Genomic DNA, 22,286 nt, shown 5'->3' with positions numbered 1-22,286 from the left:
GTGATTTTTGGTAATGCTATTGCTAAATAGATTTCAATGCTTCATTCAAATAATAATCATACACATAATTGAATCTTGAATTCGTTCCTGGGATAGTATATTGAACGCTGATTGTAAAACGACCTTCAATAAGATCAAAGGAACCAGTTGGCGTAATATCAATCATTTCCACTCGAATTCTGGGTTCATAAAAAAGAATTGAATTACCTACTCTATCTTTTAGATACCCAATTACTGAACTATTCATTGTTTCAAAGACGTAATCCGTTAAATCACATCCGAATTGAGGTTGCATGACCCTTTCACCCAATGAAGTTGAGAGGAGGATATTTAGACTTTGCTCGATATCTTCCAGCCCAGAAACCATTTCTACTTCATTTGAAATGATATTGAACTCTGGTGGGAAAGCCCATCCTGTACCTAAAAATGAATTGAATGTATTATCCATGATTTCTAAATTATTTTAACCTCCAATCTGAACGGTTGGCAGCCCCATCGAAATTGAGCCACCGTGCGCTGTTAAATCACCTTGTCTGGCTGCAGGTTTTCCAGCAATCATTACGGACATTGATCCTTGTACGATAGAATCAGGAGGTCCAGTACAAAGCAGTAAGTCTCCAACAACAGCAGCAGGCATTCCACCAACCAATACAGTTGGTGCCCCTGGTCCTAATATAGGTCCACCAACATGTGGGACGGGTCCAGGATTTATCATAGGACAAATATGCATATCGCTTATTCTTGCTGCTGAAGGCATAATCTTTTAGATTTTAATTAATTTATCTTGACTAATGAACCGCTGATTTCCGTCACACCAAATGATGAAATTTTGGTGATTGCAGATTCTAAATTAATACTAGCTGTCCCATTTACTTTCATAGAATTACCGGTAATTTCTATAGCTGATCCGGCACTAATCTTTAAATTTAATCCAGCTTTTATTTCCACATCTCTTGGACTATCCAGTTTAATACCAGAACTATCCATTGTTATTTTATTAGCATTTTGATCTTTAATTTCGATTTTAGAACCGTCTTCATCCAAGACAATACTATTTCCAGCTGGGGTATCAATAGTTATAATTTTCTTTGCATCATTAAAATGCACTCTCATATTACTACGGGTAAAAAATCCCTTTTCGTCATTTGCATCGGTAGCACTTAACGGTGCCGGCTTAGCACTACTATTCAACATACCGAGCATAATGGCATGTCTTGGGTCATTATTGATAAAACCAACAATCACTTCATCGTCAATTTCCGGTCTGAAAAATGAGCCTCTATCTTTTCCTGCATCTAGGCATGCAATCCTAACCCAAGTACCATTTGAGCTGTTATCAATAACAGGGATCTTAACGAGGATCCGGTCTTCCCCCTCAGGATCATTTTCAAGCTGGAGGACTTTTGCAATTTGCAGACCTTTAATAGCACCTAACAGTCCAGCGGAAGGTGACTCATTCAAATCAGGATGTACAGATGAATATTGTTCAGGACTCAGCCCAAACTGAATATTCGTATACCATGTTCCATCACCAACATCTTGCCTAACAGCTGTAACGAATGAGTTGCCATTAAATCGTTCTCCAATTCCGGCAATTTTCACCATATCTCCAGGTTTTATATCAGAGAATCCTGTAAAACGTGCTCTACCTCTAATTTTTGCCAATCGACTTCGCATCATTGTTCCATCCACCCATGACTGTAATTCCTGTTCCAATAGATGGCCACTATGATGAAGCTGGTATTGGTCTAACTTATTTGAAGCACCTAAGGTGGCTCCAGAAACATTTCCAGCTTGGGAAAAAGAATTCGCTTCATCAATTTCAGCAGTAAATAATGCCTGATTTTTATAATCCCAAGAACTAGCCTGAACTTTTGTCCACTGGCTTCTTGCATCCATTTCGGCTTCAAATTCCAAAATGGAAGATCCATACGTAATTTGAAGAACTGGATCCGTTGAAGTATCGGGTTTTTTCACAGAAATATCGCCATCATTGACGTTGACCAACATTCCATTAGATTCAGCACGGAGAATGACATAATCCCAATCCGTTACATGATGTTGAATGAGTTCATTATGCCTAAGTTGAGTCTCTTCAACATCAGCAGTTAAATTCTCATAATTTGAAATTATAGTATCGATAACATCACTATCCTTAGTTTCTAAAAAATATTTACTTTGCCTTCCTAAAGTCATTCTCATTGCATAATCTTTGCATTCAATCATCAATTGGGTATTTCCATTTTCCTTAACCCGAACCTGATGTTTGGTAATAATTCCTTTGAATGCTTGTTTATTAGTGCTATCAAAGCCAATTTTTATGATAATTTCTTTACCGGGGATAAAATCATTTTTGTTACTAATTTCAAATTGCGCCAATGAGGCGTCACCGTCTTTAATTAGAATTTTAGCAGTCGGTATTCTATTAATTTCTTTATCAATAGAAATACTTAAGATCTCATAGGATGCATCCATATCAGTACCATCCAATAAGATATTATAGGATACAACATCATGTTGTGAAGGATTAGGTATGATTAGTTCTTCCATTAGTTTTCATTTTTATCAAAAGGCGGAAAATAGATTTCATTGCCAGGTTTCAATTTTTTTATGGAGGTTAGTCCATTATATTTAGCGACTTGCATAAAATATTTGGAGTCGTTATAAATCGAGAAGGTCATTAAATCGAGTCGATCACCTTGTTTTATTACCCTATGGTGGGTCAAATCGGGTGATGAAGGATTATCTTCAGCCATTCTTTGTTCACGAGATTGATAATCGAGAAAAGAGGCCGTTAACCTAGCTCTTAAAGGAGTTCCATCAGGTTTAAATAAGGTGTAATTGACATCTAAATTTGCCAGAACACATCGGAACCTAATTTCAGATCCCCAAATAATGAGTAAAAAGTTTGGTCTATGGATATCGCCTTTATAATTATAAGCGCAGTCCATAAATATTTTTAATTGTTCATTGACGGGTTTACTTTTGTATTCCTCCCAGTAACCTTCCATGGTTCCAGTACCATCAAGAATAAAATCTAGCTTTAATTCTTCAGGTGCTGTAGATTTAAACTTTACTTCAGCAGAACCAGTTCCATGAGGTCTTTGTACGTCATGTTCAATCTTATAGTTCTTAGAGAAAGACTCAGGATTAATAGGAGCTACGAATGCTGGTTTGTTTTTTTGTTCGGCATCCTTAACTTGAAACTGTCTATCGGTGAAAGAATAAATCAACAGTTTTTCCAATTTTCCAGAACTATAATTAGCGCTCATTTTTTTCTTTTAAGATTTCTAAGACTTTATCAACACACACTTTTACAATTTCTTCGGAAGCATTAATTCCATTGTTTTGGCTAGAAGCAGCAGAATTTGGCGTTGAGCCTAATTCTTGGACAATGGTTGCTTTTATTATCAATTCTCTGACTTCAACTGGCATGATTATGATTTTTGAAAAATTAATCGGTTAAAATTCAATTCAAGAGTTTCAATCAAAACTTCTGCCCTACCGGCATTGAGTTCGGATAGTTTCCAGCTTCTTGGCCATACATTATTGATTTTCCAATTCATCAATGATTGATGTTGTTCATCAAGTAAATTAATCACCACGGTATCTAGGGTTTCATATTCTTGATCATCAAAAGCTTTTTTAAGCCAGTCGGTAACAGCTGAGTCCCCGGGCGCAATTAAACCTCTTTTAAGTACCAGTGGGCCATATTTATGTCTAGAAGGAACAACGTGTTCAAATCTATTTTCCCCACCTTCCTTAATGGTTTCACTATCTATAGTTGCATCCAAACCATTGACAGATTGAAATTTTATATCAATCGATTTATTTCCCTTCAAGTTAAAGTTGACTGAAAAATGAAAGTTTACGGTTTGATAAAGAGCATCTGCCATGGTTTTATATTATTTTTTAGCTTCTACGATTGAAAGACCTTCATGGACAAGCTCCATCGTTTCAATTGCGACTTCATTAGCATCCGCTTTCAGGTTTGTTGACTGTACCTTTGAAGGCCATGCTCTAGAGAGAGTCCAAGAAATAATGGGTTGATGTTCTTCATCCAATAGTCTAATGGTGACATCGCGTCGGAATTTTTCCTTTCCTTCCTGGAACATCATGGTTTTTTTCCATTGTTCGAAATACTCAAAATCACCGAAGAACGTACCACGTTTTAAGGTAACATTAGGATATTTGGTTAACCCAGGCTGTTTAGTTTTATTATAAGTGGGACTGCTACCTTCACGATATTCAATAACTTCAGTTTCAAAATCAAGCCCACTAACTTCTGTAAAACCAATTCTAGTTCCACCCCAATCCAATTGAAAATGAAATTTAGGTAGTGGATAGTTTTTTTTAGGATCGTTTGACATAACAAATGATATTATAATGGTTATTTACACTTATTTGCAGGATTCACTTCATTAATAGCATTTTCAAGACTTTGTTTACATGCTAATAAAGCGTCCCTTTTTTCTTTTGCCTGATCTAAATCTTTTTTCAATTGATCGACTTTTTGTTTCGTATTTAAATAGTCATTTTCCAATTGTCGATAATATTCATCTGCATCGATTGGCAAACTAATACGAGGTTCAATACAGCAGCATTCATTTGAAGCATTACTGTTTTGAATTTTAGAATCTGAAAAGGATGCTGTACTTTGATCTGTTGTTGATTGATTACAATTGAATTTGCCCTTCCAATAGCGGATGGTTTCTTTCAATCCATATTGATCACAGATGTTTGTATGTATACCAATTGCAATTTCCAATGCTGAAATAACTTGAGGGACTATAATATCTCGAGTAAGAATAACAGCATCCAGTTTTTGACCATAATCTTCGAGGAATTTCATAATTCCTACCCCCGAAGCCAGTTCAGGACGTTTTAAGCAATTGATGCAGGCCATCAATTTGTCGTATTGGGTTTTGAGCTTATCCACACGGATGTACAGGTCTTCCAACATGCAAAAGAGGATTTCTATTGCTTTATTGGTTTTATCGGTTACAGTACAAACCTTTTGAAGAAGGAGGACAAATAGCTCTAATTGCCTACAAAGAGCATCAGCATTTTCATCAGTAGCTTCCCAGTCTGCATACCAGGCTTTCAGTCTGTCACGTTCTTCAACAGTGAGATTGTATTCTAATTCCTTATTCATTGCATAAGCATTTGCAGCTTTCCAATCAGCAGTTACTTGAACCAAATCTCCCGTCCATGTCTCATAGCAGCAGTCTCCAATAGGTTCATTATTATTAGGTTTCTGATCGCAACAATCAAAAATATCTCTATCAGAATTGCTTATTTCATTATAGCTTAACATAATAGTAAGTTTTAATATTCAACCATTGAGTATGTAGGGTATCAGTCGCAATTTGCGCCGCCTTCATTATCTCGAATACAATAGATTTCAGTTACCTCCTTACAGATATCACAGATATCACATTTACATTTTTTGAATCTGTTATTTTCATCTGGATTACTTTCATTACATCCGCAGTCAGCATCAATACAATTGCATTTATGGCAGCATAAATAGTCTTTGACTTCTACCAATGCTTCTAATTCATTACGTTTATTGTATAAGAGATGTTCTGATTGCATTTTTATTTTTGTTGCCAAAGTCAGTTCCTCTTGAGCTTTTTTCAACCCAGCAGTTGCATTAGTAACTTGAGTCAAAATGAGATCGTCAAAAGTTTTGGCATTCGAGGAAAAGTCCTGTTGGAATTTTTCCAGAGATTTAATGTTGGAGAAGGAATGAATTCCGATGATATCAGCTGCTGAGTTACCAATAATATCAATCTCAAGACAGAAATCTACAGGTTTCTCTACTAATTTTGCTAATATTCTACAGGCATCTTGGCATTCTCCGGGGAGTTGAAGATTATCTTTTTGATTCTCGGATTCATTACAATTATCGTTGGAACATCCTAGAATTTTCAATTGACCGGAACTGCAACTGTCATTCATCCCTGCTTCTAATTTATTGGCAGAATCTCGAAGATTTGCGAATGCAGCTTTGGCATCTTTAGCGGATTTTAGAACAGCTTTTAAGGAAGATACGAGCGATTCATTTTGGGAAATAGCAAGGGTTACATTTTTTTTAATTTCTTCAGTAGATTGTATAAGCCCCACTCCTACCTTTAGTTCTAAATTTCTTATTAGGTGGAAGTTTTTTTCGGTTTTAACGAAGACACATTTCTTTTTTTCAAACTTCATTAATGTGCCATCACGAGAAACTTCGCTTTCGCTCAATTCACCAAGTTTAGACTTTAATTTTAGGCAATAATCTTCTTTAATTTGATAAATATTTTTTTGAGTGATGGTCTTGACATCCTTATCATTACAATTCCCATTCCTAGGGTTTTGTATATTAGAGCTTTCTATGGTCATAACAATAATTTTTAATGATTACATAATTCTGTTATTATGATTCAGCAAGCATTTTATGCATAAACCGAAGGATGATAAATTCTGCAGGACGTACGACCGCCATTCCAATTTCTACGATCATTCTTCCCTCCCATATATCGAGTTCGGTCATTGTTTCGCCGAGCCCAATATGGACAAAGAATGCTTCTTTAGTAGAAGCGCCCATTAATGCACCTGCCTTCCATTGTTGAGTGAGGTAATTTTCAATCATTGATTTCACACGGACCCAGGTATTGCGGTCATTAGGTTCAAATACAAATTGTTCAGTAGCATTTTTCACAGATTCTTCAACCATGCTAAAAAATCTTCTTACAGGCACATAGCGCCATTCATTGTCATTACCGGCTAATGTTCTTGCGCCCCATACAATAGCAGGTCCTCGACCTGGAAATGTTCGGATAACATTGACGGATTTTCCGGCCAGCGAATCGACATTCAAATCCATTTGTTGGGCATGATTTATTAAGAATTCAGGACGTATTGCATTGCTAATATTCACATTAGCTGGCGCTTTCCATACTCCACGGGCATTATCTACCTGAGCATAGATACCAGCAATTGAACCAGATACTGGCAATAACATTTGAATATTTGAAATGGCACTTTTTGCTTGGAAATATTTAGCATTGTTAACGGCCAATAATTCAGTAAGATTAGTTGCCCCCGGAACTCCAGTAACCTGGACGAGATCATCATTATCTTTCGTTTGATCAGCATTTAACTTGTAATTATAATCCACACCTGTATAGATCTTTGGAAAATAAACAGCTGCATATTTTAAGAAATCTGTGGTCCCTGATAAGGTGTTTCTAAGTAAATCAATGTCAAGGTTCCATTCTAATAAATTTGCCGGGTCATGGTAAACATCCAAAATGGTAAAGCGATCTTGTAGATTAACACATTGATTTATTGCTTCGGTATGGACGTTATAATAATCTGTAGCTGAGCTTAAATTCGTAGAATCAGGGAATAATAAAAGTGTGACTTCATTGATTTTTGCGATTTCTGCTAATCCAGCGATTAGATCCGTTGCAAGGATTTCCCCTCCTGTATCGGTATAATTACCCACAGAAGTTATCCAACAAGGTCCGCCGCCATTGGCAAAAAATAGTTGCATAGTATAATGCATGAGGTACTTAGACCTTTTAGTTTCATCCACCTTTCCATTCACAGCATTTAATCCAAAATTAACGGAAAGGCTGTCCGTTTCTGGATCGGGATATCCAAAAAATTGTTCATACTGAAGCATAGATTCAATTCGCCAAGGTTTATTTCTTAGGTCATTATCTTCTTTCCATTTTGCTATTTGAGTATATCCAGTAAATGCTGGTATTGCAGTTTCTACCGAAGCAATTGAAGGTGGAAGATGTGGAATCTCTTCTATATATACTCCGGGGGTTTTGTAATCTTGCATAACAAAATAATTTAGTTTAAAATCTAATTGTTTATTCAGGGTGCTATAGGAAACAGCGTTGATTCTGGAACCTTTATATCACTATATATTTTATTGTTTTCTATTCTTAGGGAATTGGAATCACTTGGACAAGGCAGGAAGAATAAGGTATTATCAGGTTTGCGGTAGAAAGTAGCATTTGAAGTCAATGGTTTTGGTTCCTTACTTACTAAATACCCGCTGATAGAGTCTAGAAAATCGGTATATAATCCCCCTAACAAATCCTTTCCTTTGTCATTAGAATACCTCCAGAATGAGGATCTGCTATTAAAGTTGAGTTCAAAGACAGGTGCAGGAGGATCCATTCTATTTTCACTATTTTTTCTAGTGATTAATTTTCCAGAATTATCTAAAAGTTTATAATTATTGATCGAACTTTTAACCTTGATAAGCACTAAGCCCAAACTCGATTTGATCTCTTGATCATCCTCATAAAATACGATTTTATAATTTTTCGAGTATCCAGAAGTAGCGGTTACCATTAAAGAATAAATATGTTTTTCTTCCGGTTCATTAGAGGCGATAGTTTTTATTTTCAATGGGTCAAAAGAAAGATTGACTTTCTGAAAAGGAGTAGAATTCTTAAAATGAAACTCCTGAACTATAGCTCCATTATTATCTTTTAATAAGAAATCTGCTTTTACAATATTTAAAGATTTAGGGAAAGTATAATTTGCATTTCTGGGAATCAAAGCTTTATCATTTTCATTTGCAAATGCAATTCCTGAAACTGCCTTCCATTGAATAGTATCGGTATGATCGCGGAAAAATGATTTATAATCATTTACTGCAAATTTTGCTATCTCGCCTTGTTCATAAGAATTTGAAGCATCATAAGCTTGAATATCAGCAGTTAAAAATGGAAAAAATCTAGCTCCTGTAATTGTACTATCATTTGAAAACAATGGATAAGAACTAAGTTCAACATCCATTTTTTTATTAGTTACAGAATTAATTTTAGAGCCTTTTAATGAAAGTAATACGGGGATTAACAATTCGTTCGGTAGTTTATTAAAAGGCTCATAAGTTGTTACTGCACTCGGTAATTTTTTAGCTTTAACGGCAATTAAAATTTTAAATCCAGAATATGTTGGAATTAATTTTAAGCCGAAGTTCTCCATTTGATTTATAAAGAATTTTGGAGTTATAAATTCTATATCTTGATTTACATAATCATCATTTTCCTGAAATTTATTCTTTAAGAATTCTAATCGGTCAATTTGATTTGCCAACTCAAAAACGTTCTTTCCATTCCTATCAGTTTGATAGAATTCATGGAAGAGTTTTACTTCATACAACGTTTTAAAGTTCGTTTTCATGGCATTTTATTGGTTGCGAATAAATTAGTTTCAATTTCTTCGATAAGAGGAACTTCTCTTACAATAGCATTTTCAGAGATAGAGATCAATCTCAATTTATACATAGCGAATGGGACCTGTCTTCCCCCTAATGATCCCCAGAGGTAATTTATTTGTTCGAACGACAGGGTAAATAATTCCATTATAAATTTGAGTTCAACACTTTCTTCGTTTAAATCATTTGACGAAGAGTTTGAACTATTAAAAACATTTTTACTTTGTAAGAATTGGATAACCATTGATAGCCTGTCTAATGCAAGAACATATCCATCACCAGCATAATTACAAGTTATTAGAACAAAGAGGTTTATATTAACTGGAGGGTTTTCATAATATGCATTTCCATTTGGTGATTTACGCACTGAATTTTGGTTTTTTAAAGTGCTTTCTTCTTCAATATTGACTAATGTAATTACGATATTATCAGTTAAAGAATTACCCGAGGATGTTTCAGCCAAGCCAATATTGTCAATAATCACATTCGCAGCATAATCACCTTTTGATTTGAGGTATTCATGTAGCTCATTTTTTAGCAATATTAGGGCATTTTTTATCATGACAGGTTTTCTTATAATTCTTTGGTGAATTGAGGTAATATTCTTTTACTTAGATTAGGATAAATTTCCAAAAGATTGTAATTAAACTCAATAGCTAGTTGTAGTCATTTATTTAAAAAAGGATTTTTTGATACAAACTAGGATTTGAGAATTACACCATCTCAAATAGCATGGCGAATTTTGTTAGATGACAGAGATTACTGATTTCCAATTTATTGATAATGCTCTTACGATGATTATTTACTGTATGAATGGAAATAAAGAGTTGGTCAGAGATTTCATGACTTGATTTGCCTTCTACAATTAATTTTACAATTTCCTTTTCCCTTTTACTTAATAGCAATACTCTATTGCAATATTTTTGGAAATAACTTTCTTCTTCTTCAGTCCTCTTTTTTATTTGGGAGTTTGGAATTTCTACAGCGTATCTAAATAAGATGGAATCAAATGATTTACTTCCTTGTAATATTAATTTTGTGGTTCCAAAATGCCATTTACATGGTCTGTTGTTTTGATCTTTGACTCTCTGAAAGAAAAAGTGTACTTTATTAAATTTCTTGTTTTTTAAGAAATGGAAAAGTTCAGGATGGATAAAGACATTTTCATCTGTAGGGAAGAAAAAGTCAAAATATGCGAGCCATATTAGTTCAGCATCTTCATTAACTTGGTTTAAAGAGTCTGTACTACATTTATAATAAAATGCATTGCTAAGGTCTTTCTGATTTTCGACAAAGAGATTTCCTAAATCAAACTCACCAATTTCATTTTCTTGGAACTTCTGTTGTATAATCAGCCCTACCATATCAATTAAATAACTATTGTAGTTATTTAATTGCCTTGTTCGATTTTCAGGTAATAGGTTCATGAGTCTGATTGAATAATAGTTAGCAAAAAACAATAAAATGATTGATCCTTAACCAATTTTGATTGAGTTTTCACATAAATTTAAAGAGGATGAGCAATTAATAAATTACGGATGAGTATGCAATTAATCTTAATGAGCAGAACTGTAGAAATAGTTAGTAAAGAGTATTCAAGGAGTTGGCAGAATAAATTGGAAGCGCTTGAAACTTAGGTAGGTACTTGAAATAATATTCAAATATAGAAAATTATTATGATGAATATTTTTGTTGGTTTATTTTTTAATTGAATCAGTTTTTACAAAAAACGTGAATTAAAGCATATATCTGTAACACAATAAATTAAGATAGTTAATTGATGTTAATTTAATTTTATTATCCAAAACAACGTGTACATTTACAGTGTAGAAAATATTTTACTAACTCAAATCTTTCAATTATGATTATTCGATTATTTTTAAGCACTGTTGTTTTGATAAGTATAGGGCAAATATCCAAAGCACAAAATTCAACTAGCCCACAAGTTAATAATTTAAGTATTGGATCATTATTTGGGTACGATTATTCCATTCAAGGTCTATCCTATGGAGTTGGTCTTATGTATGAGTATAGGCCACTTAAGTCATTAGGTTTATTTACATCTTTAAATTATGAACAGACGCGAAGAAAAATTTTGGAACGACCTGAAAATAATTTAGAGGATATTTGGAAGCATGAGATTTACTCTTTGAGTGGGGGTTCACGATACTATCTAAACAAATATTATCTTTCCGCTGCCCTGGGTATTGCCTATGAAGGAACCAGCATAAAACTTAAAAATGGGGCAAACTCAAAGCCTGATTTTAATTTTAATTTATATAAATCAGTAGGCATGGGAGTACAAAACACCTTAAGAAATTCAGATATCATAGAAGTTGAAGCCACAACCTATGGAACAGATAAGTCGATGAAAGCTGGCCTTTCGGCAAAATATAGATTTGGTAAATAAAAAAAGAAACAGTTTAGAAGTTTATCCAAAGGATAATTTCTAAACTGCTTCTATAGTTTACAAGGTTAAAATTAATAACCTTTGTTCTGTACTAATTTGGTATTGTTTCGAATTTCAGCGGTTGGTTTCGGGAATAACAACTCTCGTTCAGTAACCACTGGACCGTATGAGAATTTATGGCCGACATAATTTTCAAATTTTTTGGTCGTCACATTGAAGGCCTTTCTCAATCTCACCATATCGAACCAAGTTATATTTTCATAGCATAGCTCATGCCAGCGCTCTTTCCAAATTGCCTCCCTTAATTGATCTTTAGACAGACCAGACAAAGGAGTTAGTTCAGCTCTTTTTCTTATGGCATTTACAGCATCATAAACCTTGGCATTCGGTCCAGCTACTTCATTTGCCGCTTCAGCATACATAAGAAGAACATCAGCATATCGAATAATAGACCAGTTTAAGTCACTATTTGTCGTATTTGTTTGAGCTTCGTAATCAAAGTGTTTATAGATGAAATATGCTCCAAGGTTTACTTCTTTAGTTCGATCAGCTTCATGGGTAAACTTGGTAAAGAAAAACTGCTTTTCAGCTCTTCTCAGATCTTTGGCATCATAAGACTCCACGAAATCTTTAGTTGCATAGATTCCTCCAGTTTCATCAGAATAGGCCGAGATATTTTTGTTATAAGGAATAATTGCGACCTGCCAGTTAGAAGGAATTACCTGAGTTTTATATTGAATGCTAAATATATTCTCGGAACCATTTTTCTTTTTAGGATCATGGAGGTCAGCATAAGAAGGAAACAGTTGATATTGTTTTGAGTTAATAACCTCTTCAGAAGCTTTGGCTGAGAGATCAAAATATGCAGCTCCTTTGTTCAGGGGGTATCCGGCCATTGTCAAATACACTTTTGCCATTAGGGATTTAATAATCCCCATATTGACTTTTCCACTCTGATCATTCCATGGCAATCCTGAAGCTTCGGCAACTTTAAGATCATTAACAATTAATTCATACACCTGTTCAACTTTTGCCTGTTCAGGATAGAGCTGTTCAGAAGTTAAATTAACAGCTTCCGTAACAATAGGAATTTCTCCAAACATTTGGACAAGATTGAAGTAGTAAAACGCTCTTAAAAAGTGGGCTTCACCTAGTATTCTTTTCTTTTCCGTCTCGTCCATTGGAATCTTCGGGATATTAGTAATTGATAAATTGGCATTACCTATACCACGATAATAAGTTGTCCAATAATCTAATCCATAACCATTATCCGATGTATTCCTTAGGTCTTTGACATAATAACTATTTACTGCTTGTCCAAGATCAGTTGCGGCCAAGCCAGTTGCAAATTCCAGCATCATCCAAGTTCCACCACCAAATCCACTTCCCATGGGGTTTCTAAGGTTGGAATAAATAGCACTTACGGAACTTCGAGCATGTTCAGGCTTTGTAAAGTAGTTTTCTACTGTAAAATTACTTGGATCAGATTCATCTAAGAATCCAGAGCATCCCGCCATAGTTCCCAAAGCGAGAATACTAGCCGTAATTTTTATTGTTGTTTTTATATTTCTTAAGTATTTCATGATGTTCCAATTAAATTATAAACCGATACTGAGTCCGAAAGTGAATACTCGAGGTCTAGGGTAATCATACAATCCAAAACCCTGGTCGAAAGGAGATCCTGAGTTGGAAACTTCAGGGTCATAACCTGGATATTTTGTCACGACAAAGAAGTTTTGAACAGAAGCATAAAATCTCAACTTATCTAAATGCATACGAGTTAACATATCCGAAGTGACATTATAGGATAGCATTAAATTCCTACCTCTGATAAATGATGCATCAGAAACTTTATGACTATCGTTATTAGTAGTATAATAAGCATTGATTGGTCTAACTTGAGCAATTGGCGTATTCTGATTGGTTTCAGTCCAAGCATTCAAGACAGTTTTATAACTGTTTGCTATACCTTGTCTATCTTCCGCAGAATGTATACTTCGATCTATGACATCATTTCCAAACATATATTGAAGATCAACCAATAAAGAGAAGTTTTTATATTTAAATGTATTGGAGAATGTACCGAATCCATCAGGAATACCGCGACCAATGATTGTTTTATCATTATCGTTGATTACGCCATCGCCATTGATATCTTGATATTTAACATCCCCAGGAAGCATGTTGTATTTCTTAGCTTCGGCTTCTTCCGCAGTTGACCAGGTACCTAAATGCTGGAATCCCCAGAATGCACCTACGGCTTCACCTTCACGGATGATGGTGTTTCCACTATATATATCGGCTCCACCAATCAGTCTAAGTACCTTATTTCTATTGTAGGAAATATTGAACATTCCAGACCAGGAGAATACATCGTTTCCGATATTTGCGACATTCACTCCGAATTCAATACCATCGTTTTTCATACTTCCGATATTTCTAAAGATGGTACCATAACCACTCGATAATGGAATTGGAGCGTCTAACAGCATGTCATTAACTTGACGGTGATATACATCAAGTTCGAAATTCAGTTTATTGCGGAATAATCCTAATTCAAGACCTAAATCTACCTGTTCAGTTCTTTCCCATTTCAATGTTGGATTGGCAATTCTACCTGTACCTACACCAACCAAACGGTCACCACCTTGGATAATTTCGTAATTTCCCATACCCGCTAAAGCACGGTAAGCAGGGATTTCAGAGTTACCGGTTGCCCCATAGCTCATTCTAAGCTTTAGATTAGAAACAGTTTCGGAATCTTTTAAGAAGTTTTCTTCGTTAATTTTCCAAGCAACAGCTGCAGAAGGGAAAAAAGCATATTGATTATCCTGACCGAATTTGGATGAACCATCCATACGTCCTGTGAAAGTAAATAGATATTTATTCAACAATGTATAATTGATCCTTGTGAAGTAGGAGTTCAATCCATTCGCATTGGCACCAGAAGACGGAGCATTCATGGTCGCTCCAGCTCCTAAATTGTTAAATTGATAATAGAAGTCAGCATATTTACTTGAACTAGCATACGATCCGAAATAATCGGTATGCTGCCATGAAAATCCTAACATGGCATTGATAGAATGTATACCACCAAAGTCCTTCATATATGTAAAGTAATTTTCAAACTGCCAAGATTTAAATGTTTTATTATCAACATTTGCAGTTCCATCACTAGAAATATATTGCAGACCAGCAGCGGCGGCATAATCTCTGCGTTGATTAATAATATTTGTACCAATTGAAGTTCTGAATTCCAATCCTTCCATCAATTTAATGTTAGCATACATATTTCCGATAAAAGGCTGAGTCGAAAGATAGTATAAGCGTTCATCAGCAACACGTATCGGGTTGTCTCCACCTTCCATACCTGGATAATCTCGGTTACTAGCCCACGCACCATTTTCATAGCGAACAGGAATTAACGGTAATGCTTCAAGTACTTGACGCATCATTGTAATACCACCACCACCTAACTCATCAACTTGTTTGTCTTTTTGATCGGTATAACTCAATACCCCACCAACCTTTAACCAATCACGTATTTCAGTATCAAAAACAAATCTTGCTGAGTATCTTTTTTGCCATGATCCATAAGCTATCCCTTGTTCATTTCTGTAATTGACAAAACCACCGTATGAACCTTTTTCATTACCGTTAGTAAAGCTCAATTGATGATTTTGTGTAATAGCATTTCTAAATGCTTCTTTTTGCCAATCGGTATTGTATAATGGATTACCATTTGAATCAAAAAGTAAAGGATTTGTTCTTTTTGTCTTTGGATCAGTGTATTTCGTACCAGTTGCCCACCCTACAGGGTCAAATTTTTGAGCATTTTTATACGCTTGCTCTTCGACAGCCAAGAATTCTTGAGAAGATAGTACTGGTAATAATTTGGGAGCATAGCCCACACCAAGATCGGCATCATAACTAGCTCTTCCACCCCCTGAAGTACCTCTTTTTGTAGTCACGATAACAACGCCGTTAGCACCTCTAGCACCATAAATTGCTGTTGATGATGCATCTTTTAAGACTTCGACAGAAGCAATGTCATTTGGATTGATATAATCAATTGGGGAACTTCCATTTTGCAGACCATCGCGGCTCATAATAACTCCATCGATAACATAAAGCGGATTATTTGTAGTAGAAATTGAGCTTGAACCACGAATTCTCATGTTTGTTCTGCCACCAGGTCTACCAGAGCTGGTGGAAACATTCACTCCCGTTATTTTTCCACCTAAGGATTGGTTTAAGTTTGCCGACGGTCTATCGTGTAAAGCTTCACCGGATACTGTTCCGACGGCTCCAGTTAAATCACTTTTTTTGACCACACCATAACCAACTGCAACCACTACTTCCTCAATGTTTTCTGATGAAGCTGTCATCTGAACATCGATTTTCGTTTGATTGTTTACGGCTACAGTTTGGGTATTATACCCAATAAAAGTAAAGACTAAATTAGCATTTCCTGCTGCCTTAATTTCATAAGCACCATCTGAATTGGTACTTGTACTTGCATTAGCCGCGCTACTTTTAATTGAAACACCTGCCAGGGGTTCATTTGTCGCTGAGGTTACCCGCCCAGTAATTGTAATTTCTTGGGCATACGTTATTTTTGCCAGGAGGAAAAATAACAAGAAGGGAACGCATCGAATGTAGGTTCTCATCATAGTTTAAAGTTTATAGGTTTTTAAATCGAATAATTTTCATATTCAGAATAGAACATTCAATTCACCTTAAAATCTTAGACCAAAAAAACATACCTCCAATTAAGGATCTCAGCGGATTCAAATTGAAATCGACAACTCAAGAAATTGAATTATTATATTAAAAAGAATAAAGAGTCTAATAAGGCTCATTAACTTAAAGTTTTTATAGGTATCAGGTTTATTAGGTTGAACAAAATTTGGTTAATTCCATTCTATTTCCTCGAATATAGGTCTAAGGATTAAGAATGGTATCCTGTACTATCCTGACATTTAATATTTTCCCAACGACTTTCCATACAATTCATTAATTTCGTCGGATAAAAAATAATGATTGATGAAAAAACTTCTTGTAATATTATTTTTAGGAACTTCTATTGCCTATGGTCAAAGAAATTTCAGCATTGAGGAAACTATTTATGGTCCAAGTAAGTTTGCACCTAAGACCATTTCTGGGACGAAATGGATCCATAGAGAAAATGCCTTTTCTAGCTTAGATAGTACCCTCAAAAATTTAATGGTTCATGATGTAAAAACCAATTGGAAAGCCAAAGAAATAGTTTCCATAACGGATCTTCAAAATGCTATTAATGCCGTGGTTAAGGATGATAAAATTGACTTAAAGAGATTTCCATCAGGCTATTCGTGGATAGATGGAAAAACTATTGGTTTACAAATTGATGGAGAAAAAAATAGTTATATGATTTCTTATCAAGTTGATAAAAATACGGCAACAATTCAAAGCATTCTGCCTGTAAACAGAGACGGAGAAGAATATAGTGGAAATCATTCACAAACCGCAATCCTCAACGGCAATAACATTGAAATAATCAAAGCCGATGGTTCCAAAATCCAAGTCACAAGAGATACCGTGGATGGGATAGTAAATGGAGGATCAGCAGTTCATCGAAATGAATTTGGCATCAATAAAGGTATGTGGTGGTCTCCAGATGACACAAAATTGCTTTATTATCGAAAAGACGAGCGCATGGTTACTAAATATCCTTTACCACAATGGGATAGCCGAGTAGCTAGTATTAAAGATATTCGATACCCCATGGCTGGTATGAAGAGTGAAGAAGTTACGCTCCAAATCTACAATACGATTACTGGAGAAACTATACAGCTTCTAACCGGAGAACCTAAGGAGCAATATCTTACCATTGTAACCTGGGATCCGAATGGAGAGTTTGTTTACGTAGGTGTTTTAAATCGAGGTCAAGATCATTTAAAATTAAATAAGTATAATGCATCTACAGGATCTTTGGTTAGCACCTTATTTGAAGAAAAATCGACAAGCTGGGTAGAGCCTCAAGAGGCCTTAGTTTTTTTACCCAACAATCCTAAGGAATTTTTATATCAAACAGATAAAGAAGGATTTAATCAGCTTTATTTATATGATGTTAATGGGAAATTGGTTCGTAAGCTAGGTTTCAATGATGTCATTGTAACGAATTTTCAGGGCTTTGATGAAAAAGGAACAAAGGGATATTATATTGGTGCGACGAACCAGGGTATGGAGCGACACTTATTTGAAGTTGATCTAAAAAATGGAAAAACAATTCAATTGACGAAGATGAATGGGACGCATACTGCTTCAGTTAATGGTTCTGGCAAATATCTTTTAGATCAGTATAGCAATTTAGAGGTTCCAAATAGCATAAGTGTAATAGATTTAAAGTCCAACAAAGTTGAAAATCTAATTACGTCTAACAATCCATTTTCAGGAGAAATAAGCTTACCGAAAATTGAGTTTAAGAAATTTACCTCAGCTGATGGTAAAACCGCATTGAACGCAAGGATTACGTATCCAATCAATTTTGATCCAACTAAAAAATATCCTGTAATGGTTTACTTATATGGCGGTTCACATGCACAACTGGTTACCGACCGATGGTTGGGTGGTGTAGGGTATTTTGATATGTATATGGCCCAGAATGGATATTTAGTATTCACTTTAGACAATAGAGGTTCTGATGCACGAGGTCGAGATTTCACAAGGGTAACACATCGAAACCTGGGAGAAGCTGAAATGGCAGATCAATTGGTAGGAATAAATTACTTGAAGTCACTTCCTTACGTTGATACGGAAAATATGGGGATATTTGGGTGGAGTTTTGGGGGATTCATGACAAGTTCCATGATGACCAAACATAATGATATTTTTAAAGCTGCCGTTGCTGGTGGTCCAGTAATGGATTGGAAATATTATGAAATCATGTATGGCGAGCGTTATATGGATACTCCAGAAGAAAATCCAGAGGGATACGAAAAAACTACCCTGTTAAACAAGGCTGACCGACTTAGAGGTAATTTATTAATTATTCATGGAGCTCAAGACCCAGTTGTTGTTCAACAACACAGTATGCAATTTATACAAAAATGTATAGAAGCTGGTAAACAAGTGGATTACTTTTTATACCCTACCCATGAACACAATGTATTGGGTAAAGATAGAATTCATATGTATGATAAAATTGCGAAATACTTTGATTTACATTTAAAAAAATAAATCGGTAAAAACATAGAATAAATGCCATTGAATAAATTTCAGTGGCATTTTTCTATTATCTGAGGTTCATTTGAAAAAAGGATGGTATAATTTTATATTTCTTTAAGATAAGCCAAGTACTTTTCTATTTTTGGCAAAAACTTAAACCCGTGAAGAGATTTTTATATTTATTCTGCCTTTTAAATACCTTTCAATTTGGTTTTTCTCAAAACTCCAAAATTACAGGATCAATTAAGGATTCCGTTAGCCAGTCTCCTATTCCCTACGCAAGCGTTGGTTTATTGGATGCTAACAATCAGGTTATTGACGGCATGGTAACTGATACATTGGGGAATTTTAATTTTAGTCGATTAAAAAATGGAAAATATGCATTAACCATTAAGTTCATAGGATATAATCAGAAAAGAAAAGAATTTGCAATAGTTGACGGAAAGGACTTTTCTTTGGGAACGATTTTTCTTTCCAATGGGGGAAATCAATTAGAGGAAGTAACGGTTACAGGAAATATTTCGGCCCAAAAACACACGAGTGATAGACAAACCTATTCAGCAAGTCAATATAAAAATGCTGTAGGAGGAACAGCTTTAGATATTGTCAAGAATTTACCTTCAGCTTCGGTTGATGTAAATGGAAATATAAGTATTCGAGGCAATTCGGGGATTATAGTATTAATAAATGGCAAACCTTCGTTTCTTGATCCGGCGACGATTTTAAATCAGATTGCTGCTAATGATGTTTCCGAAGTAGAATATATAACAAGTCCAACTGCACAATTTGATCCAGATGGAAAAGGTGGAATTATAAACTTAAAAACAAAGAAGTCAAGTACAAACGGTTTTGCCTGGGTTCTCAATTTACAAGCTGGCCTACCAAGTACTGATGATTATGATAATCAAAAGGTTCAACAGCGATACGGTGGAGATATTGCCTTTCAATTAAAGAAGAATAAATTAGAATTGAATGGATCGGCCAACTATTTAAGAAATGATAATGCAGGCTTTCGTGAAGGAGATGTCAATACCATTATTGGGGATCGTCAGACATATTTTCCATCAAGCGGAGAACGTAGTTTTAATAAATATAATTATGGTTTAAGGCTAAATGGTTCGTACGAAATTTCAGAAAGCCAAAATCTCAATATCGGATTACTGGCGTCTAGAAAGTATCAGGATCGAGTGGCAGATATTTATTATCATAATAAGACAATTAAACCATCCACGGGTGAAGAATTATCCAGGACAAATTATTTCAATCCGAATCTACAAAATAAACAAGGCGAGTTTTATTTAATGGATATCAATTATCAATTAAAAATCAATAAAACAAATTCCTTACAATTCGGAGCTATATATGAATTTGCAAACATCTATGGATCAACAAAAAATAGCAATATTGAAAACAATATTGACACTATTCAGTTTACTCACAATACCTATCAAAATCCATTACATGGATTAAGGCTTTCTTTACAACATACTTTAAAATTTAATAATGCTGAATTGATTAGTGGTTATCAATTTAGAAATGACAGCCAAAAGGGAAATTTTGAATATTATTCAACTGAAAACGGTAGAGAACATTTAGAATTAATTCCAGAATTCACTGGAAAAATGAATGCTACGAATAGAATACATGCATTTTTTTCTCAATATGACAGAAAAGTTAACAACACCCAATTTTCGATTGGATTAAGGTATGAATATTATCAAAGGGACCTACTCTTATTAAATACCGGTAAGGAATATCCATACACTTTACATCAGCTCTATCCTACCTTTAATTTAATGCATGACCTATCTGGAGGCTGGTCTTGGAAAATTGCTGCAGCAAGACGAGTTCAGCGCAACAATAATTTTGAATTGAATCCAATTCCTGAACGCGAACATTCGGAAACACTTGAACAGGGAGATCCAGAGCTATTGCCTGAATTAACAAGTAATGTAGAAACTGGACTGGTTAAAAAGTTAAGTACAGGAAGTCTATTTATAAATGCCTATTATCAACATACTAAAAATCCAATTCAACGTGTAAATTCTGTTTATGCAGATACCATTTTACACCGAGTATTTACAAATGCAGATTATGCTTCCAGATATGGAATGGAATTAGGTGGAGAAGGAAAAATTCTATCATGGTTAAAAGTAAATGGCGGATTGAATTTATATAATTATAAAATATCTGGGCAAGTTTTGGATTATTCGGAGCGTAGATCCAATCAAGATTGGGTTTATTCACTAAATGGGGGATTACAGGCAAATCTTCCAAAAAATTGGAGTACAGGCTTACAGGTTAATTATTTATCGGAACGTCCAACAGTTCAAGGGCGGGATTCAAGATTTCTAACCCCACATTTCAATTTAAGTAAAGGATTTATGCAAGGAGCAATCACTGCGCAATTACAATGGCAGTTTATTGAATTGGGGAATTGGGGTGTCAACGAGCAGCGAATTACTACAGAAGCCAAGGATTTTTATACTACAACAAATTATATTTACGAGAAAAACGTGTTATTATTGAACTTGAATTTCAATCTTCATAAATTAAATCAAATATTAAAACTTCCTAAGAGTGAGTTTGGGGAAAAAGAGTTTTAATTTCCATGTTTTTAAATTCTGAAGGTGTTACGCCAGTATAACGTTTAAAATATTTGGAGAAATTAGACTTATCAGAGAAGCCTAGTTCAAAAGCAATTTCTGAGATGCTGCTGGTTGTATAGATCAATAAACGTTTAGCTTCTTTTATTATATGAGCTGCCAATATTTCCGAGGCCGTTAATTTAACATATTTCTTACAGGCGGCATTCAAATTTTGAGGACTGGTGTTTAATAATGATGCATAATGTGCTACATGGTTAATTACCTTTGTATCATTATTCAATAATTCACAGAAACTAAGGTACAAATGGTTTTGCTTGGCCATTGATGGCTTCAACTGAGTCGTAAAGGATAATGCCTTTGCTAATATGGATTTAAATAATCCCTCTTGAGAAATTTTATCCTCATCATATGCCAATACCTCCAATATTTTATCTATTCCAGCTAATTCATTTAAATAAATGGTATCATAGTTTATTATTTCCTCTACTAATCTGCTTATTTCGAAATCTAAAGATTGCTCAACAAAGAGTTTTTTTAATAATAAGACATGACCATTGACGGGATTTTTCAAATCCCAATGATGTACATTGTCTTTTCTAATTATTAAGATACAAGGTGAATTTACAGTAGCTTCTCTCCCATCAATCACATGTTTGCCAGAGGCTTCATACAAAAAAACTAATTCTAAATACCCATTGTGCTTATGGGGTTTGGTTTTATTTTTATTTTGGTCAAAAACAGCAACTTTTATTAGTTTTTGCGATTCAAGTTTGTCTTTGACTTCAATTGTTTTGCTATTCAATTTCTTCATTCTACTACATTTTCA

General features: G+C 34.8%; 19 protein-coding genes. 3 read left to right on the top strand and 16 right to left on the bottom strand.

Annotated elements, in window-relative coordinates:
• Positions 1 to 22: 22 nt before the first annotated feature.
• From E0Y80_RS12850 to E0Y80_RS12795, 13 genes are all read right to left on the bottom strand, one after another.
• Positions 23 to 448 (bottom strand): GPW/gp25 family protein, encoded by a 426-nt coding sequence (locus tag E0Y80_RS12850; RefSeq protein ID WP_156308079.1) that lies wholly within the window; start codon positions 446 to 448, stop codon positions 23 to 25.
• Between the two features lie 15 nt (positions 449 to 463).
• On the bottom strand, positions 464 to 757 hold the full coding sequence (locus E0Y80_RS12845) for a PAAR domain-containing protein (RefSeq protein WP_156308078.1): 294 nt from the start codon (positions 755 to 757) through the stop codon (positions 464 to 466).
• 17 nt (positions 758 to 774) lie between these two features.
• Entirely contained in the window at positions 775 to 2,550 is a 1,776-nt protein-coding gene (gene vgrG / locus E0Y80_RS12840) for a type VI secretion system tip protein VgrG (protein ID WP_156308077.1), read from the bottom strand.
• The gene (locus E0Y80_RS12835; RefSeq protein WP_156308076.1) at positions 2,550 to 3,272 is read right to left on the bottom strand and encodes a CIS tube protein; all 723 of its coding nucleotides are present in this window, start codon (positions 3,270 to 3,272) and stop codon (positions 2,550 to 2,552) included. The genes vgrG and E0Y80_RS12835 overlap by 1 nt, the downstream gene beginning before the upstream one ends.
• Positions 3,262 to 3,435: a DUF5908 family protein gene (locus tag E0Y80_RS20630; RefSeq protein WP_197091591.1), complete on the bottom strand. Its 174-nt coding sequence runs from the start codon at positions 3,433 to 3,435 to the stop codon at positions 3,262 to 3,264. The genes E0Y80_RS12835 and E0Y80_RS20630 overlap by 11 nt, the downstream gene beginning before the upstream one ends.
• 2 nt (positions 3,436 to 3,437) lie before the next feature.
• On the bottom strand, positions 3,438 to 3,896 hold the full coding sequence (locus tag E0Y80_RS12830) for a phage tail protein (protein WP_156308075.1): 459 nt from the start codon (positions 3,894 to 3,896) through the stop codon (positions 3,438 to 3,440).
• 9 nt (positions 3,897 to 3,905) lie between these two features.
• Entirely contained in the window at positions 3,906 to 4,370 is a 465-nt protein-coding gene (locus E0Y80_RS12825; RefSeq protein ID WP_093096915.1) for a phage tail protein, read from the bottom strand.
• Positions 4,371 to 4,390: 20 nt separating this feature from the next.
• Positions 4,391 to 5,317, bottom strand: a complete 927-nt coding sequence (locus tag E0Y80_RS12820; RefSeq protein WP_156308074.1) for a hypothetical protein — start codon at positions 5,315 to 5,317, stop codon at positions 4,391 to 4,393.
• A gap of 41 nt (positions 5,318 to 5,358) precedes the next feature.
• A complete protein-coding gene (locus E0Y80_RS12815) occupies positions 5,359 to 6,387 on the bottom strand; it encodes a hypothetical protein (protein ID WP_156308073.1) in 1,029 nt (342 codons plus the stop codon).
• 34 nt (positions 6,388 to 6,421) lie between these two features.
• On the bottom strand, positions 6,422 to 7,840 hold the full coding sequence (locus E0Y80_RS12810; protein WP_156308072.1) for a phage tail sheath family protein: 1,419 nt from the start codon (positions 7,838 to 7,840) through the stop codon (positions 6,422 to 6,424).
• A gap of 35 nt (positions 7,841 to 7,875) precedes the next feature.
• Positions 7,876 to 9,198, bottom strand: coding sequence for a hypothetical protein (locus E0Y80_RS12805; protein WP_156308071.1), 1,323 nt, complete (start codon positions 9,196 to 9,198; stop codon positions 7,876 to 7,878).
• Positions 9,195 to 9,794: a Pvc16 family protein gene (locus E0Y80_RS12800; RefSeq protein ID WP_156308070.1), complete on the bottom strand. Its 600-nt coding sequence runs from the start codon at positions 9,792 to 9,794 to the stop codon at positions 9,195 to 9,197. The genes E0Y80_RS12805 and E0Y80_RS12800 overlap by 4 nt, the downstream gene beginning before the upstream one ends.
• Before the next feature lie 151 nt (positions 9,795 to 9,945).
• Positions 9,946 to 10,659 (bottom strand): response regulator transcription factor, encoded by a 714-nt coding sequence (locus E0Y80_RS12795; protein WP_156308069.1) that lies wholly within the window; start codon positions 10,657 to 10,659, stop codon positions 9,946 to 9,948.
• Positions 10,660 to 11,093: 434 nt separating this feature from the next.
• Here E0Y80_RS12795 and E0Y80_RS12790 point away from each other — a divergent pair, with 434 nt between their 5' ends.
• Positions 11,094 to 11,642 carry a hypothetical protein gene (locus E0Y80_RS12790; protein WP_156308068.1) on the top strand — a complete coding sequence of 183 codons (549 nt, stop codon included), beginning with the start codon at positions 11,094 to 11,096 and terminating at the stop codon, positions 11,640 to 11,642.
• Positions 11,643 to 11,713: 71 nt separating this feature from the next.
• Here the strand turns inward: E0Y80_RS12790 and E0Y80_RS12785 are convergent, their stop codons facing one another.
• Together E0Y80_RS12785 and E0Y80_RS12780 are read right to left on the bottom strand one after the other, a co-directional pair.
• Positions 11,714 to 13,225 (bottom strand): RagB/SusD family nutrient uptake outer membrane protein, encoded by a 1,512-nt coding sequence (locus E0Y80_RS12785; protein WP_156308067.1) that lies wholly within the window; start codon positions 13,223 to 13,225, stop codon positions 11,714 to 11,716.
• A gap of 15 nt (positions 13,226 to 13,240) precedes the next feature.
• Positions 13,241 to 16,315 carry a SusC/RagA family TonB-linked outer membrane protein gene (locus tag E0Y80_RS12780; RefSeq protein ID WP_156308066.1) on the bottom strand — a complete coding sequence of 1,025 codons (3,075 nt, stop codon included), beginning with the start codon at positions 16,313 to 16,315 and terminating at the stop codon, positions 13,241 to 13,243.
• 373 nt (positions 16,316 to 16,688) lie between these two features.
• Between E0Y80_RS12780 and E0Y80_RS12775 the strand changes: the two genes are divergently transcribed.
• Together E0Y80_RS12775 and E0Y80_RS12770 are read left to right on the top strand one after the other, a co-directional pair.
• Positions 16,689 to 18,863, top strand: a complete 2,175-nt coding sequence (locus E0Y80_RS12775) for a S9 family peptidase (protein WP_156308065.1) — start codon at positions 16,689 to 16,691, stop codon at positions 18,861 to 18,863.
• A 149-nt stretch (positions 18,864 to 19,012) separates the two neighbouring features.
• Positions 19,013 to 21,457, top strand: a complete 2,445-nt coding sequence (locus E0Y80_RS12770) for a TonB-dependent receptor (RefSeq protein WP_156308064.1) — start codon at positions 19,013 to 19,015, stop codon at positions 21,455 to 21,457.
• Here E0Y80_RS12770 and E0Y80_RS12765 read toward each other — a convergent pair.
• Entirely contained in the window at positions 21,426 to 22,271 is an 846-nt protein-coding gene (locus tag E0Y80_RS12765; protein WP_156308063.1) for an AraC family transcriptional regulator, read from the bottom strand. The genes E0Y80_RS12770 and E0Y80_RS12765 overlap by 32 nt on opposite strands.
• Positions 22,272 to 22,286 lie beyond the last annotated feature (15 nt).

It is taken from the genome of Sphingobacterium endophyticum, from assembly GCF_009733535.1.
Lineage (GTDB): Bacteria > Bacteroidota > Bacteroidia > Sphingobacteriales > Sphingobacteriaceae > Sphingobacterium > Sphingobacterium endophyticum.
Note: the sequence above shows the minus strand (reverse complement) of the source record. Positions and strands in the feature narration are given on the sequence as shown.